Annotated in this window: 13 protein-coding genes; 5 read left to right on the top strand and 8 right to left on the bottom strand. The window is 64.4% G+C overall.

The window, feature by feature from the left end; translation table 11 throughout:
- Window positions 1–114: 114 nt before the first annotated feature.
- Both VEC01_RS13275 and nhaR read right to left on the bottom strand, forming a co-directional pair.
- Window positions 115–1,044, bottom strand: coding sequence for an MBL fold metallo-hydrolase (locus tag VEC01_RS13275; protein ID WP_324901367.1), 930 nt, complete (start codon window positions 1,042–1,044; stop codon window positions 115–117).
- A 96-nt stretch (window positions 1,045–1,140) separates the two neighbouring features.
- The gene (gene nhaR / locus VEC01_RS13270) at window positions 1,141–2,049 is read right to left on the bottom strand and encodes a transcriptional activator NhaR (protein ID WP_324901366.1); all 909 of its coding nucleotides are present in this window, start codon (window positions 2,047–2,049) and stop codon (window positions 1,141–1,143) included.
- 182 nt (window positions 2,050–2,231) lie between these two features.
- Between nhaR and VEC01_RS13265 the strand changes: the two genes are divergently transcribed.
- The 3 genes from VEC01_RS13265 (at window position 2,232) to VEC01_RS13255 (ending at window position 5,259) form a co-directional block, all read left to right on the top strand.
- A complete protein-coding gene (locus tag VEC01_RS13265; protein ID WP_324901365.1) occupies window positions 2,232–2,915 on the top strand; it encodes a Bax inhibitor-1/YccA family protein in 684 nt (227 codons plus the stop codon).
- 94 nt (window positions 2,916–3,009) lie between these two features.
- Complete coding sequence (locus tag VEC01_RS13260) at window positions 3,010–3,771, top strand: TerC family protein (protein ID WP_324901364.1); 762 nt, start codon at window positions 3,010–3,012, stop codon at window positions 3,769–3,771.
- 132 nt (window positions 3,772–3,903) lie between these two features.
- Entirely contained in the window at window positions 3,904–5,259 is a 1,356-nt protein-coding gene (locus VEC01_RS13255) for a UDP-glucose/GDP-mannose dehydrogenase family protein (protein ID WP_324901363.1), read from the top strand.
- 64 nt (window positions 5,260–5,323) lie between these two features.
- Here VEC01_RS13255 and VEC01_RS13250 read toward each other — a convergent pair whose 3' ends face one another.
- Window positions 5,324–5,662 carry a hypothetical protein gene (locus tag VEC01_RS13250; RefSeq protein ID WP_324901362.1) on the bottom strand — a complete coding sequence of 113 codons (339 nt, stop codon included), beginning with the start codon at window positions 5,660–5,662 and terminating at the stop codon, window positions 5,324–5,326.
- Between the two features lie 185 nt (window positions 5,663–5,847).
- Between VEC01_RS13250 and VEC01_RS13245 the strand changes: the two genes are divergently transcribed.
- Together VEC01_RS13245 and VEC01_RS13240 are read left to right on the top strand one after the other, a co-directional pair.
- Window positions 5,848–6,174: a DUF1294 domain-containing protein gene (locus VEC01_RS13245; RefSeq protein WP_324901361.1), complete on the top strand. Its 327-nt coding sequence runs from the start codon at window positions 5,848–5,850 to the stop codon at window positions 6,172–6,174.
- 176 nt (window positions 6,175–6,350) lie between these two features.
- Complete coding sequence (locus tag VEC01_RS13240; RefSeq protein WP_324901360.1) at window positions 6,351–6,701, top strand: VanZ family protein; 351 nt, start codon at window positions 6,351–6,353, stop codon at window positions 6,699–6,701.
- 24 nt (window positions 6,702–6,725) lie between these two features.
- On the opposite strand, the gene ftsH is transcribed toward VEC01_RS13240, so the two are convergent.
- The 5 genes from ftsH to VEC01_RS13215 all read right to left on the bottom strand — a co-directional run bounded on the left by ftsH (window position 6,726) and on the right by VEC01_RS13215 (window position 12,922).
- Window positions 6,726–8,543 carry an ATP-dependent zinc metalloprotease FtsH gene (gene ftsH, locus VEC01_RS13235; RefSeq protein WP_324901359.1) on the bottom strand — a complete coding sequence of 606 codons (1,818 nt, stop codon included), beginning with the start codon at window positions 8,541–8,543 and terminating at the stop codon, window positions 6,726–6,728.
- A 194-nt stretch (window positions 8,544–8,737) separates the two neighbouring features.
- Complete coding sequence (locus tag VEC01_RS13230) at window positions 8,738–9,106, bottom strand: SPW repeat protein (RefSeq protein WP_324901358.1); 369 nt, start codon at window positions 9,104–9,106, stop codon at window positions 8,738–8,740.
- A 174-nt stretch (window positions 9,107–9,280) separates the two neighbouring features.
- Window positions 9,281–10,600 (bottom strand): sialidase family protein, encoded by a 1,320-nt coding sequence (locus tag VEC01_RS13225; RefSeq protein ID WP_324901357.1) that lies wholly within the window; start codon window positions 10,598–10,600, stop codon window positions 9,281–9,283.
- Window positions 10,601–10,654: 54 nt separating this feature from the next.
- Window positions 10,655–10,792: a hypothetical protein gene (locus tag VEC01_RS13220; protein WP_324901356.1), complete on the bottom strand. Its 138-nt coding sequence runs from the start codon at window positions 10,790–10,792 to the stop codon at window positions 10,655–10,657.
- A gap of 96 nt (window positions 10,793–10,888) precedes the next feature.
- On the bottom strand, window positions 10,889–12,922 hold the full coding sequence (locus VEC01_RS13215; RefSeq protein ID WP_324901355.1) for an NADPH-dependent 2,4-dienoyl-CoA reductase: 2,034 nt from the start codon (window positions 12,920–12,922) through the stop codon (window positions 10,889–10,891).
- Window positions 12,923–13,116: the final 194 nt, after the last annotated feature.

Raw genomic sequence — 13,116 nt, 5'->3', positions numbered from 1 at the left:
GCAAGCAGTCCGGTCAAGCTTGATGAGAGGAGCAGGGTGCGGCTCCGCGCACCGCCGTCGCTGCTGGCGCCGCGATAGTGCGCAAAGCGCACCCTGCATCTTTATCCGCATGCCCTACTTGCCTTTGGCGGGACGGAAGGTGTAGGTATCGCCGTGCTTGAGGTAGGTCACCTTGCCTTGCAGCCCCGCCGCCTTGACTTCCTGCTCGAATTCCGAAAGCGGCGACTTGAACACGTCGTAATCGTTGTAGTGGATGGGAATCGCATGGTGCGGCGCGACCAGCTGCATCAGTTTCACGCCATCCTTGCCGTCCATCGTCACCTTCATCACGCCGAGAATGCGGGTGCCGCCCAGGTGCAGCAGCGCAAGGTCGATATCGGGGAAGCGGCGAGGGATGTCGGCCAGGTCGTCGTACAGCAGCGTGTCGCCGCTGATGTAGATGCGGTAGCTGGCGCCGCCGGCGGCGGAGAATTCGAGGATGGAGCCCATCGTCTCCGGCAGCGCAACCTCGCCTCCCGGCGGCCCGTGGCGCGCCGGCATCGCGCTGATGCGCAGGGTCGCGTCCCCCTTGCGCACGGTGAGCGTGTCCCAGGTATTCAGCGGGTGGCGCGCCTTGAATTTCAACTCCGCCAGCACGCCGGCGGCTTCCGGCGTCGTCACGATCGGAATATTGCGGTCCATTTTTTCCTGCACCAGCTGGTCGAAGTGGTCGCCGTGCATGTGCGACAGCACCACCAGGTCGATCGGCGGCAGCTTGTCGAAGGAAATCGCGGGATCGGTCAGCCGCTGTGCCTTGAGCCCGTAGCCGAGATGCACATGCTCGCCCTTGTGCAGGAAGTTGGGGTCGGTCAGGATGGTGAAGCCGGCGAAGCGGATCAGCACGGTGGCGGTGCCGATGAAGCGGACCGAACCGGTGTCGCCTTTGGCGGGCGTGCCGGGCGCGGGCAGCGTGAGGGTGGATTCCTGCGCGTGGACAGCAGGCAGGCACAGGATGACCACGAGAAAAAAGATCCAGCGGCAAACGCTGCGTGTTGCTGTGCTCACTGCGGCTCCGGCGAAGGGCGATGCCTTTCACCATAGGAGGGCCGCGGCGGGCGGCAAGGGCTATCGTGCCGCGGGTTGAACTTCCTCAATCCGGGCTCAGTGCGCGAACACGCTGTCGTGGCTCGCGGTCAGGATCGCTTCGACCGCCGGATGCTTGATTTTGCGTTCGTTCGAAATCGCATATACCTGCTCGCGCACCTCCGCAATCTCGCCGACCGGCACCGCGCCGAACTGTTCCTGCACGTCGTTTGCCAGCACGGACGGCGCGGGGAACATGCCAAGGCCGATGCGGCCGAAGGTGTTGAGCAGGGCGCTGTCATCGAACTCGCCGACCACGTCCGGCCGCAGTTCATGCGTCTCGAACCAGTGATCGAGGCGGCCACGGATCGCATGGTTGCGTGTGGGCAGCAAGAGCGGCGCGCCCTTCAGGCTGGCCGGAAAATTGCGGCGGTAGCGCTCGGCAAGCTCGGGCACGCCGTACAGCATGAGTTCGCTCTCGCCGAGCAGGTGGCTGAACACACGCAGCGTGGTGCCCGAAGGCACCGCGCGGTCGGTCAGCACCACGTCGAGCTTGTGCACCGACAATTCGCCGAGCAGGGATTCGAAATCGTCTTCATGGCACACCAGCTTGACCTTCTGCGGCAGCGTCAGCGCCGCGCCCAGCAGGCGCGACGCGGTCAGTTTCGGCAGGGAATCGGACAGGCCGACGGTCAGGCGCATGGTTTGGCCGACGTCGGGTTCGGCCAGCACATCCTGCAATTGCTCGCCGAGAAGGAATATCTGGTCGGCATAGGACAGCGCGACCCGGCCGGCTTCGGTCAGCACCAGCCGGCGCCCCTGCGGGGCCAGCAGCGCCTTGCCGACGGATTGCTCCAGCAACGCCAGCTGTGCGCTGATGGTCTGCACCGCGACGTCCAGCCGCTCGGCGGCGCGCGTCACGCTGCCTTCCTTGGCGACGACCCAGAAATAATAGAGATGACGGTAATTGAGCGCGGCGTTTTTCATTATTCCGATTTTTCGAAGCTATCATCCAATTATCTTCGCTTTTACGGATAGTGCAAGTGCGTTAACATGGCGGTCGTGGATAGATAGGAGTCAACCATGTAACCGGATCGACGAAGCGGGTCCGCCCGCCATACGAGTTGCCTTGCACTTCAACTGTTCCGTCAAACCAGAAAGGACGTTTCATGAATGACCGTTATCAAACCCTGCGCAACCGCCCGTTCGGCGGCGCCGCGACCGTCATGGACGTGTCGGCGCACCGGGTGCTGCGCAATACCTACATGCTGCTGGCGCTGACGCTGGGTTTTTCCGCCATCACCGCCGGCGTATCCGCCGCCCTGCGGCTGCCGCACCCCGGCATCCTGATCACCCTGGTCGGCTACTTCGGCCTGCTGTTCCTGGTCAACAAGTACCGTGACCGCGGCCTCGGCGTGGCGCTGGTGTTTGCCTTGACCGGTTTCATGGGCTACACGCTCGGCCCGGTGATCAGCCATTACCTGAACATGCCTAACGGCACGCAGACGGTGATGATGGCGATGGGCGGCACTGCGGCGATCTTCCTCGGCCTGTCTGCCTATGCGCTAGTCAGCAAGCGCGACCTGTCGTTCATGGGCGGTTTCCTGACGGTGGGTGTGCTGGTTGCCTTCCTGGCCGGCCTGGCGGCGATCTTCCTGCAGATTCCGGCGCTGTCGCTGACGGTATCGGCAGTCTTCGTGCTGCTGATGTCGGGCATGATCCTGTATGAAACCAACCAGATCGTGCGCGGCGGCGAAACGAACTACGTAATGGCGACTCTCAGCCTGTTCGTATCGGTGTTCAATCTGTTCACCAGCCTGCTGCACTTGCTGGGTTTTGCCAACAACGATTAAACGAGAGCAGGCGAAAGCCTGATTCCTTTCGGGGACGCCTGCCGGCGTCCTCGTTTTTTCCTTTTTACACGGCTCGAATAACAACATACTGCCTATGATCGAACTGCTTTCCGACCCCCAGGTCTGGTTCGCCTTCTTTACGCTGACGGCGCTCGAACTGGTACTTGGCATCGACAACATCATTTTCATCTCCATCCTGGTCGACAAACTGCCGCCGGAAAAGCGGGAGTTCACCCGCCGGCTCGGCCTGTTCATGGCGATGTTCCTGCGCGTCGCCCTGTTGCTGACCCTGTCCTGGGTGGTCGGTATGACGCAGCCCTTATTGACCGTCTTCGGTCACGGGTTCTCCGGGCGCGACCTGGTCCTGCTGGGCGGCGGCCTGTTCCTGCTGTGGAAGAGCGTCGGCGAAATCCATGAAACCTTCGAAGGCGCGCATGACGACGGCAGTCCGGCCTCGGTGAAAAACACCTTTGCCGGCATCGTGCTGCAGATCATGGTGATCGACCTGGTGTTTTCGCTCGACTCGATCATCACTGCCGTCGGCATGGTGGACCAGGTCGCGGTGATGGTGGCCGCCGTGATCGCCTCGGTCGGCCTGATGATGTTCTTCGCCGGCCCGATCGGGCGGTTTGTCTCGGCACATCCGACGGTCAAGATGCTGGCGCTGTCCTTCCTGGTCGTGGTCGCGGTGGTGCTGCTGGCGGAGGGCTTCGGCCATCATGTGCCGAAGGGCTACATTTACAGCGCCATGGCGTTCTCGGTGGTGGTGGAAATGCTTAACATCCGCCTGCGGCGCCGTTACGTGAGCCTGGGGCAACCTTCGCCGCAGGAGCACGAGCTGAAGAAGCACCACTGACGCTGCGCATGCGCATCACGAGGCCGGGAAGAAACAGGTTTTCTTCCCGGCCTTTTTCTTGACGGTTGACAAACCCGGGAACGGCACATCAGTCGTTGCGGTCGACACAACAATTGACCGGCGAGAACGCGCATGAACATCTCGATCATCGGCAGTGGCTATGTCGGACTCGTGTCCGCGGCATGCTTTGCCGAGGTCGGGAACGCGGTACTCTGCATGGATATCGATGCCGGCAAGATCGGCTTGCTGGACGCGGGCATCCTCAGCATCCACGAACCCGGGCTTCCGCAACTGGTTGCCGCCAACAAGGGCGCCGGCCGCCTCGCCTTTACCGCAAGTTACGACGACGCGGTGCGGCATGGCGACATCATCTTCCTCGCGGTCGGCACGCCGGCCGGTGAAGACGGCAGTGCAGACCTGTCGCATGTGATCGCGGCCGCGCGCGAAATCGGGCGGCGCATCAGCCGCCCGGTGCTGATCGTCACCAAGTCGACGGTACCGGTAGGCACCGTCGACCAGGTGCGGCAAGTGGTCGCGGAAGAATTGCAGGATCGCGGCGCGCGGATAGCGTTTTCCGTACTGAGCAATCCGGAGTTCCTGAAGGAAGGAGCCGCGGTCGGCGACTTCATGCGCCCGGACAGGATCGTCATCGGCGGCGACGACCCGCAGGCGATCAGGACGCTGCGCGAACTCTATGTTCCTTTCAACCACGGTCGTGGCCGGGTGATCGAGACCGACGCGCGCAGCGCCGAGCTGACCAAGTACGCGGCCAATGCAATGCTGGCCACCCGGATCAGCCTGATGAATGAGCTCGCCAACCTGGCCGATGCGGTTGGCGCCGACATCGAGGCGGTGCGGCGCGGGATGGGCGCCGATCCGCGCATCGGACCGCACTTCCTGCACGCGGGCATGGGCTACGGCGGCTCCTGCTTTCCGAAGGACGTGAAGGCACTGGTGAAGACGGTGGCGCAGCACGGCGGCACATCCCATCTCCTCGCGGCGGTTGAAATCGTCAACGACAAGCAGAAGCGGGTCCTGTTCGAAAAGATCTGCGCCCATTTCGGTGGCACGCGCGGCATTGAAGGCAAGACCTTCGCGCTATGGGGATTGTCCTTCAAGCCGGATACCGGCGACATGCGCGAAGCGCCCAGCCTGGTGCTGATCGACCAGCTGCTGCGCGCGCATTGCCGCATCCAGGCCTACGATCCGGTCGCAGGCGAGGAAGCGGCACGCGTGCTGCGCGCGGTGCATGGCGATGCGAAGTTTGACGATGCGATCCGTCTCTGCAGCGACGCGCGCGAAGCGGCCGACGGCGCCGACGCGCTTGCGCTGGTGACTGAATGGCAGGAATTCCGCTCGCCGGACTTCCACCGGCTCGCGGAGGTGCTGCGCGACAAGGTGCTGTTTGACGGCCGCAACCTGTACAACCCGGAACACGTCCGGGCAGCCGGACTGCGCTACCACGGGATCGGCAGGAACAGGGAATAGCGCGCCTTCAGTGGCCTCCATCCTTCACGCGTACAGCCGAGTGCGCTGAATGGTCGCGGCGGCCCTAGCGGCGGAATCGCCCTGGACGGTCGTCCCATCCGCGATACCGGTGTTCATGCGGGTAAGGCCGCGCATAAGGATCGACGTACAGGACCGGCGGCGGATAGACCGGGCGCGGCTGCACATAGACCACCGTCGGCGGCTGTGCAAACGCCGAGGGCGGCGCGCCGTAGATGTATTGCGATTGTGGCCATACCACGACGCCCTGCGGCGGCGGCACGTAGTAATACCCGGGGGAATTGACGGTCACCGACCATTGCACACCGCCGTGGGCCTGGGCGGGCATTGCGGTTGCAAGCAGGCCGGCAACAAGACCGGCTGCGATTGCCAGATGGGTGTTCATGATCTGCTCCTCGATCTTTCTATATTAAAGGACAAAGCGGCGCACCCCGGAAGGAATCTTTGTAACAAAGCACGGCGTCCAACAAGCGACTTTGCTTGTTGGACATTCAAGCTTGCTCTGCGTAGACTGCAGGTCTCACCCATCCCGCACGACCGACCGCCATGCCCGCTCCCAGCCTTGCCGCATTGTTCCTGGCCGCCGTCCTGGGCGGCGCGCTTGCCGGCCTGCTGCCGCTGTTCGTGCCGGGGCTGTATTTGGCGGCGAGCGTCCTTGCGTTTGCCGCTTATGGGATCGACAAGGCGGCGGCCCGGAAGAATCGCCCGCGCACGCGCGAGCGCACCCTGCACGCGTTCTCGCTGGCGGGCGGCTGGCCGGGCGCGCTGATCGCCCAGACGGCGTTCCGGCACAAGACGCAGAAGCAGCCGTTTCGTATCGCGTTCTGGCTCACCGTGGCCGGCAATGGCGTGCTGCTCGCCGCTTTTTTGTTTGCGCGCGGCACTTTCAGTCTTTGATTCTTGTCATACGGCAGCACGTCGCCATTCATCACCACCGAAAAGTAGCCCGGCTTCTGATCGAACGCGACATCGTCGCGGCGGCGCTGCGTTACCATGGCCCCCTGTACTCCTTACTGATTCCCATGCGCAAGTTCATTACCCGACTCATCCCGGACGTCCATTACGAAACATTCATGTTCCGCTTAGGCATCGTGCTTTATCTGGCCGTGATCGTGCTGGGTTCGATTCCCGGCGCGCGTGCCGACATGGACGAGGTGGCCTCCGGCTTCGTGTTGCATTTTTCAACCTATGCGGTGATCGCCTTCCTGCTTGCCTGCGGCCTGCGCGGCGGAGCGCTGCGCAAGACCGCCGCCGCCTTCCTGATCATTGCGGCAATGGGCGCACTCGACGAATGCTTGCAAGCCTTCCTGCCCTACCGCACCGCGGCGCTGACCGACTGGCTGGTCGACATCGGCGCTGGCCTGTTCGGCGGCCTGCTGTGCACCTGGGCGAGCGGCGCGGATGCCGCTCCCGCGCGCAATTAGGCCGCGAGGCGCATCGGCGCGCCGCTACGCGGCCGCCGGCAGCGTCTCGCGCAGCCGCGCGAGTTCTTCTTCGTTCAAGGTTTCCTGTTCCATCAGCCTCTTGGCGCCCATTTCGAGCACTGCACGGCGCGCGGCGAGCAATTCCACGGTACGGTCGAACACCCGCGCGACGATGTCACGCACCGCGCAGTCGATTTCGCGCGCGGTCATTTCCGAATAGGTGCGCGGGCCGCGCGCGGCCTGGGGCGTGCCGAGCAGCGAGGGCCGCTCGTCCTCGTATACGAGATGCCCAAGCTTGCCGTCCATCCCGTAGCGCGTCACCATGCCGCGCGCGATGTCGGTGACCTTCGCCAGGTCGTCGGCGGCGCCGGTGGACAGGTGGCCGAATACCACATGCTCGGCGGCCCGGCCACCGAGCAGCACGGCCATCTTTTTCTCCAGTTCTTCGCGCGTCATCAGGAAACGGTCCTCGGTAGGCCGCTGCAAGGTATAGCCGAGAGCGCCGATGCCGCGCGGAATAATGGACACCTTGTGCACGGGATCGCTCCCAGGCAGCGACATCGCGACCAGCGCATGCCCCATTTCATGGTAGGCAACAATGCGGCGCTCTTGCGGATTGAGCAGGCGGTTGCGCTTTTCCAGGCCGGCAACGATGCGTTCGATCGCGCCGTTGAAATCCTCCATCGTGACCGCGTCGTCGCCGCGCCGCGTGGCAAGCAGCGCCGCCTCGTTGACGAGATTGGCAATATCGGCGCCGGAAAATCCCGGCGTCAATGCGGCGAGCTTTTCCCGGTCGACATCGGGCGCGGTCTTTATCTTGCGCAGGTGTACGTCGAGGATCGCCACCCGGCCCGCTTTGTCCGGCCGGTCGACAAGGATCTGGCGGTCGAAGCGCCCGGCGCGCAGCAGGGCGGGATCGAGAATTTCCGGACGGTTCGTCGCCGCCAGCAGGACCAGTCCGGATGCAGGGTCGAAGCCGTCCATCTCCACCAGCAGCTGGTTGAGCGTCTGTTCCTTTTCGTCATGCCCCCCGACATAGCTGCCGCGCGCGCGGCCGAGCGCGTCGAGCTCGTCGATGAAGATGATGGCGGGCGCCTTCTGGCGCGCCTGCTCGAACAGGTCGCGCACGCGGGCGGCACCGACGCCGACAAACATCTCGACGAATTCGGAGCCGCTGATCGAAAAGAAAGGCACGCCCGCCTCGCCGGCCACCGCGCGCGCTAGCAGGGTCTTGCCGGTGCCGGGCGGCCCCACCAGCAGCACGCCCTTGGGCATGCGCGCGCCGAGCCGTCCGTAGACTTTCGGCTCCTTGAGGAAATTGACGACTTCTTTCAGCTCCTCCTTGGACTCGTCCACGCCGGCAACATCGTCGAAACGCACCTGCACATCGGTTTCGACATAGATCTTGGCCTTGCTCTTGCCGATCGAGAGAAAGCCGCCGCCGAGCCCGCCCTTTTCCGCAGACCTGCGCATCAGATACACCCACAGCCCGTAGAACAAGGCGACCGGGATGATCCATCCCAGCAGGTCGCGCAACAGCGTGCTCGGGATGATGCCGGTGAAACGCACGTCATACTGGGCAAGATCGCGTGCGAGATCGGTCTCGACGCGGGTGGTGACGAAACGGGTACTCCCGTCCGGAAGCGGCTTGCGCAGCGTGCCACGAATGTGATTCGGATCGACCGCGATCTCTTCCACATTGCCGGCTTTCAGCTCGGCCAGGAACTGGCTGTACGGAAGCGGTTCGATCTGCTGCATCACGACCCACGCATCGCGCAGCAGGAGCACGCCGATCAGCGCAAAAAGCACGTACCACAGGTTGAATTTCGTTTGGCTTTCCATTGCCTTCCTCCTTGCGGGCTGCTCTCGTTTGCCAGCGGAAAAGCGCGTAGTGCTGATTCCTATATCGGTGCGCGACATGTGTCTCTCAAGCGCGCAGTGGTTCATGCGCCGCCTGCCCGGGCGAAAAAAAGCCCGGCAGCCGCCGGGCAGGAAAAGACGGCGCGTTCAAACGCTTGTGCGAAAGTATTCCGGCGTCAGGCGGCGCGGCCGCCTTTCGGCCAGCGGTCGCGCAGGTCCTTGTCCAGCGCGATGGCCCAGACCGCGAACAGGAAGACGAGGCCGCCGATGACCACCATATTCTCGGCGACGTCCCGGTGCGATGCGAAGCCCAGGACCCACGGCGACGCCACCGCCCACAGCCCAAGCAGGATGTTGACGGCTTCCTCCCACAGCCGGGGCACGTACATCGCTACCGCGGAGAAGAGCATGATCGCAGCACCGAGGAGATGCGCGTTCCATGCTGCGTTCGGCAGTTCATCCGCATAGTGCATGAGCCACGGCGAGGCAAACAACCATGCGCCAAGCAGCAAGTTGAACCAGTCCTGCCAACGATTGGTTTTCACGATTGACCTCCTTTCTCCAAAGTGACATACAAAATAGCGGCAAATGCAGCGGCCCCGGGCGCCCCCCGGGCGCACGGAGCACGCCCAGCCGTGTGCCGAAATAAGGGCGCGACGCAATGAAATCAAGACCCGCAGCGCGGGTGGCGCGCGCGTGTCTCTAGAGGGTATTTTGAGCTAGGGAACAAGTCGTCCGCGCAGCAGCCATACGCGGCTGCCGGCGTTTTGCTTGAGGCTGCTGTTGACCAGCACGACCTCTCCGGTGTCGTTGACTGCCAGCTTTTCCATCAGCAAGCCCTGATGGCTGCCGTTGCCGCCGCCCGCCGGGTCGGCGCTGCCGGGCACCGTCTGCGGCGCGCTGAAACTGCGGCCGCCGTCGCGCGAGACGGTCATGCCGAGGCCGCGCGGACGATCGCGCCGGTCGGGGTACAACTCCCATGACACGAACACCGTGCCGGCGGCATCGACCGCCAGCGAAGGGAATGCGGCGCTCCCCTTGCCCGGCGGCGGCGAGAGATCGCGCGCCGGCTCGAACACCTGGCCGCCGTCCGAGGAGCGTGCATAACGGACGCGGTAGCGCTCGAAGGGGCCGCCTTCGCTTTCCGCATACGCCAGGTGCAGCACGCCGTTGGCGTCGAGCGCGATCTTCGGTGCGTCGGAATAGGACTTGCTGGGGGCAACGATGCGCGGCTGGCCGAAGTTCGCGCCGGCATCGTCGGAGCGCGCCAGGTGAATATCGGCGCCATTGTCCTCGCCGGTGGTCCAGGCAAGGAATACCCGGCGGTCACGCCCTGCCGCGAGTGCCGGCGCGCGTGCCGGCAGGCCCTCGCCGGCAATGCGCTGCGGCGGCGAGAAGCGCTTGCCGCCATCGGTGGAGCGGCTGAACCAGAGCGGGCCGTCGAACTCGGTCCAGGCCGCATACACGGTACCGTCGTCTCCGATCGCCAGGTCGTAGCTGCCGTTATGCCAGTAGTCCTTGCGGATGCGGCCCTTGCCGTCGCCATTGACGGAGTTCGAGAGATTCACCGGTTCGGAGAACGTCGCGCCGCCATCTTCCGAGCGGGCGAAAAACATTTCGCCGCCGTGCGAGCCGCCGGAAAAAATGATTTCCTGCCAGAGAATGAAAACCTGCCGGGGATCGCGCGGCGCGAACGCGATGCGCGGCAGCCAGGAAAAGGTGGCGGGGTTGCGCGAGAGATTGACCGCCGCGCCGGCAGCGGACCCGTCCGCGTTATAGCGCCGGACCAGTACATCCTTGCGCGCCTGGTCCACCCATGCGACGACCGTGGCGCCGCGCGCGTCGATTGCCACCGCGGGATCGTCGACATAGTCGTAACGCGAGTCGTTCTGCTGCCACGGGCCCTTTTCGCCGCGGCCCGCGGCGATCTCGATGCTGCCGTTCCAGGCTACCTGCGCGACGGCGAGGGACACTTGTGACGAGAAAGCGAACAATATTGCCGCAAGGCGCATGGCGGAGTACGGGAAGCGGGGGTCCATCGGTACATCGTATACCCGCGCGCGCCGCAGCTCCAGCCTGCGGCAAGGCAATGCCTAGAGCTTGATCATGCCGAACCATGCCAGGCCGATGCCCAGCGCGACGGAAAACAGCCCGACGCGGTACAGGCGATCTGCGCGTTCCTTCCTCAGGCGCATGCGCTGCTTGAATTTTTCGTTTCTGCTTCGCACCATTGCTCCAGGAAAAATGCGGACTGCCATTTTGCTTTTTTGCAATGGAATGCGCCTTGATTTTCGACAAGCGCCTTACATTCGCGCTTACCAGCGTGCTTACAAGCGCGCCGCCAGTTCCGCCCCTTCGCGAATCGCGCGCTTGGCATCGAGCTCTGCGGCCAGCGCTGCGCCGCCGATCAGGTGGAAACGGGGCGCGCCGCCGTCCTGCTCGGCCGGCATCAGCTCCTTCAGCGATTCCTGGCCGGCGCAGATCACCACGTTATCCACTTCCAGCACGCGATCCTTGCCGTCGACGGTGATATGCAGGCCCTGGTCGTCAACCCTGCGGTATTCGACGCCGGCAATCATCTTCACGCCCTTGCGCTGCAGCGTCGCGCGATGCACCCAGCCCGAGGTCTTGCCCAGCGTGGCGCCCAGGCGCGAAGCCTTGCGCTGCAGCAGGTAGACTTCGCGCACGGGCGCCTCCTGCACCGGTTCGCACAGGCCGCCGTTGACGGTGGCATTCAGGTCCACGCCCCACTCGCCCAGCCAATGCTTCAGCGGCACCGGCAGCGGCACCGCCGGGTCATGCAGCAGGAATTCGCTGACGTCAAAGCCGATGCCGCCGGCGCCGACCACTGCAACGCGCCTGCCGACCGGCGCATTGTTCTTCAGCACGTCGATATACGACAGCACCTTCGGATGCGCAATGCCCTCGATGCGCGGCGTGCGCGGCACGATGCCGGTGGCCACGATCACTTCATCGAAACCCTGCTTCAGCAAGTCTTCGCGCGTGACCCTGCGGCCGAGTTCGAGCCTGACGCCGGTGAGTTCCAGCTTGCGGCGGAAGTAGCGCAGCGTCTCGGCGAATTCTTCCTTGCCCGGCACCCGCATCGCATAGTTGAACTGGCCGCCAATCCGATCGGATGCCTCGAACAGCGTGACCTTGTGGCCGCGCTCGGCGGCCACCGTCGCGGCCGACAGGCCCGCCGGGCCGGCGCCGACCACCGCGACGCGGCGCGCCACCGCGGTCTTCACATACACCAGCTCGGTTTCATGTCCGGCGCGCGGGTTGACCAGGCAGCTGGCGCGCTTGTTGGAAAAGGTGTGGTCGAGGCAGGCCTGGTTGCAGGCGATGCAGGTATTGATTTCATCCACGCGGCCGCCCGCGGCCTTGTTGACGAACTCCGGGTCCGCGAGGAAGGGGCGCGCCATGGAAACCATGTCCGCCTCGCCGCCGGCGATGATGTCTTCCGCCTCGTCCGGCATGTTGATGCGGTTGGACGCCACCACCGGGATGCGGATCTCCTTGCGCAGGCGTCCCGCCAGGCTGCGGAATGCGGCACGCGGCACCGAGGTGACGATGGTGGGCACGCGCGCCTCGTGCCAGCCGATGCCGGTGTTGATGATGGTGGCGCCGGCCTGTTCCAGCGCGCGCGCCACCGCGACCACATCGTCCCAGGTGTTGCCGCCTTCGACCAGGTCGAGCAGCGAATGGCGGTACATGATGATGAAGTCGGTGCCGACCGCCTCGCGCACCTGCCTGACGATTTCCACCGGCAGGCGCATCCGGTTCTCGATCGATCCGCCCCAGCGGTCGGTGCGCTGGTTGGTGCGCGCGCACAGGAACTGGTTGAGCAGGTAGCCTTCGCTGCCCATGATCTCGACGCCGTCGTACCCGGCCTTCTTCGCCAGTTCGGCGCAGCGCACGTAGTCGCGGATGGTTTGCAGGATTCCCTTCTCGTCGAGTTCGCGCGGCTTGAATTTCGAGATCGGCGACTTGACCGGCGAGGCCGACACCACGAAGGGCTGGTAGCCGTAGCGGCCGGCGTGCAGGATCTGCATCAGGATCTTGCCGCCTTCCTCGTGCACCGCGTCGGTGACGCAACGATGGTTGGGCACGTCGAAGATGCTGTTGAGGGTGCCGCCGAAGGGCAGCAGCCAGCCCTGGCGATTGGGAGAAATGCCGCCGGTCACGATCAGGCCGACGCCGCCCTTCGCACGCTCCCGGAAATACGCGGCCAGCTTCGGATAGTGGTAGAAGCGGTCTTCCAGACCGGTATGCATGGAGCCCATCATCACGCGGTTGCGCAGCGTGGTGAAGCCGAGGTCGAGCGGGGCGAGCAGGTGGGGGAAGGATGTTTTTTTCATTGTAGACTCCTACGAGGCGGTACCACTGTGCCGATCCCGCCTGCGCGCATGAAGCATGGTTATGTGCGCAGCGGTTCGTGTCGCTGGAGTCTACCGGATGGGAGTCCGCAATTCTTAGTGGTAACCCACTAATCAGCGCCCCGTGTTCCGCCGGCTGGATTGCCTGGAGCGGCATCGTCGCGCGCCGCCCGTGT

Origin of the sequence: Noviherbaspirillum sp. (assembly GCF_035627455.1) — a bacterium.
Classification (GTDB): Bacteria; Pseudomonadota; Gammaproteobacteria; order Burkholderiales; family Burkholderiaceae_D; genus Noviherbaspirillum.
Note: the sequence above shows the minus strand (reverse complement) of the source record. Positions and strands in the feature narration are given on the sequence as shown.

Bases quoted from the DNA above. Each gene is read 5' to 3' on its own strand.
- nhaR (WP_324901366.1), bottom strand. From the start codon at position 2,049: ATGAAAAACGCCGCGCTCAATTACCGTCATCTCTATTATTTCTGGGTC.
- ftsH (WP_324901359.1), bottom strand. From the start codon at position 8,543: ATGGAAAGCCAAACGAAATTCAACCTGTGGTACGTGCTTTTTGCGCTG.
- VEC01_RS13250 (WP_324901362.1), bottom strand. From the start codon at position 5,662: ATGAACACCCATCTGGCAATCGCAGCCGGTCTTGTTGCCGGCCTGCTT.
- VEC01_RS13225 (WP_324901357.1), bottom strand. From the start codon at position 10,600: ATGGACCCCCGCTTCCCGTACTCCGCCATGCGCCTTGCGGCAATATTG.
- VEC01_RS13215 (WP_324901355.1), bottom strand. From the start codon at position 12,922: ATGAAAAAAACATCCTTCCCCCACCTGCTCGCCCCGCTCGACCTCGGC.
- VEC01_RS13240 (WP_324901360.1), top strand. From the start codon at position 6,351: ATGTTCCGCTTAGGCATCGTGCTTTATCTGGCCGTGATCGTGCTGGGT.
- VEC01_RS13265 (WP_324901365.1), top strand. From the start codon at position 2,232: ATGAATGACCGTTATCAAACCCTGCGCAACCGCCCGTTCGGCGGCGCC.
- VEC01_RS13220 (WP_324901356.1), bottom strand. From the start codon at position 10,792: ATGGTGCGAAGCAGAAACGAAAAATTCAAGCAGCGCATGCGCCTGAGG.
- VEC01_RS13260 (WP_324901364.1), top strand. From the start codon at position 3,010: ATGATCGAACTGCTTTCCGACCCCCAGGTCTGGTTCGCCTTCTTTACG.
- VEC01_RS13255 (WP_324901363.1), top strand. From the start codon at position 3,904: ATGAACATCTCGATCATCGGCAGTGGCTATGTCGGACTCGTGTCCGCG.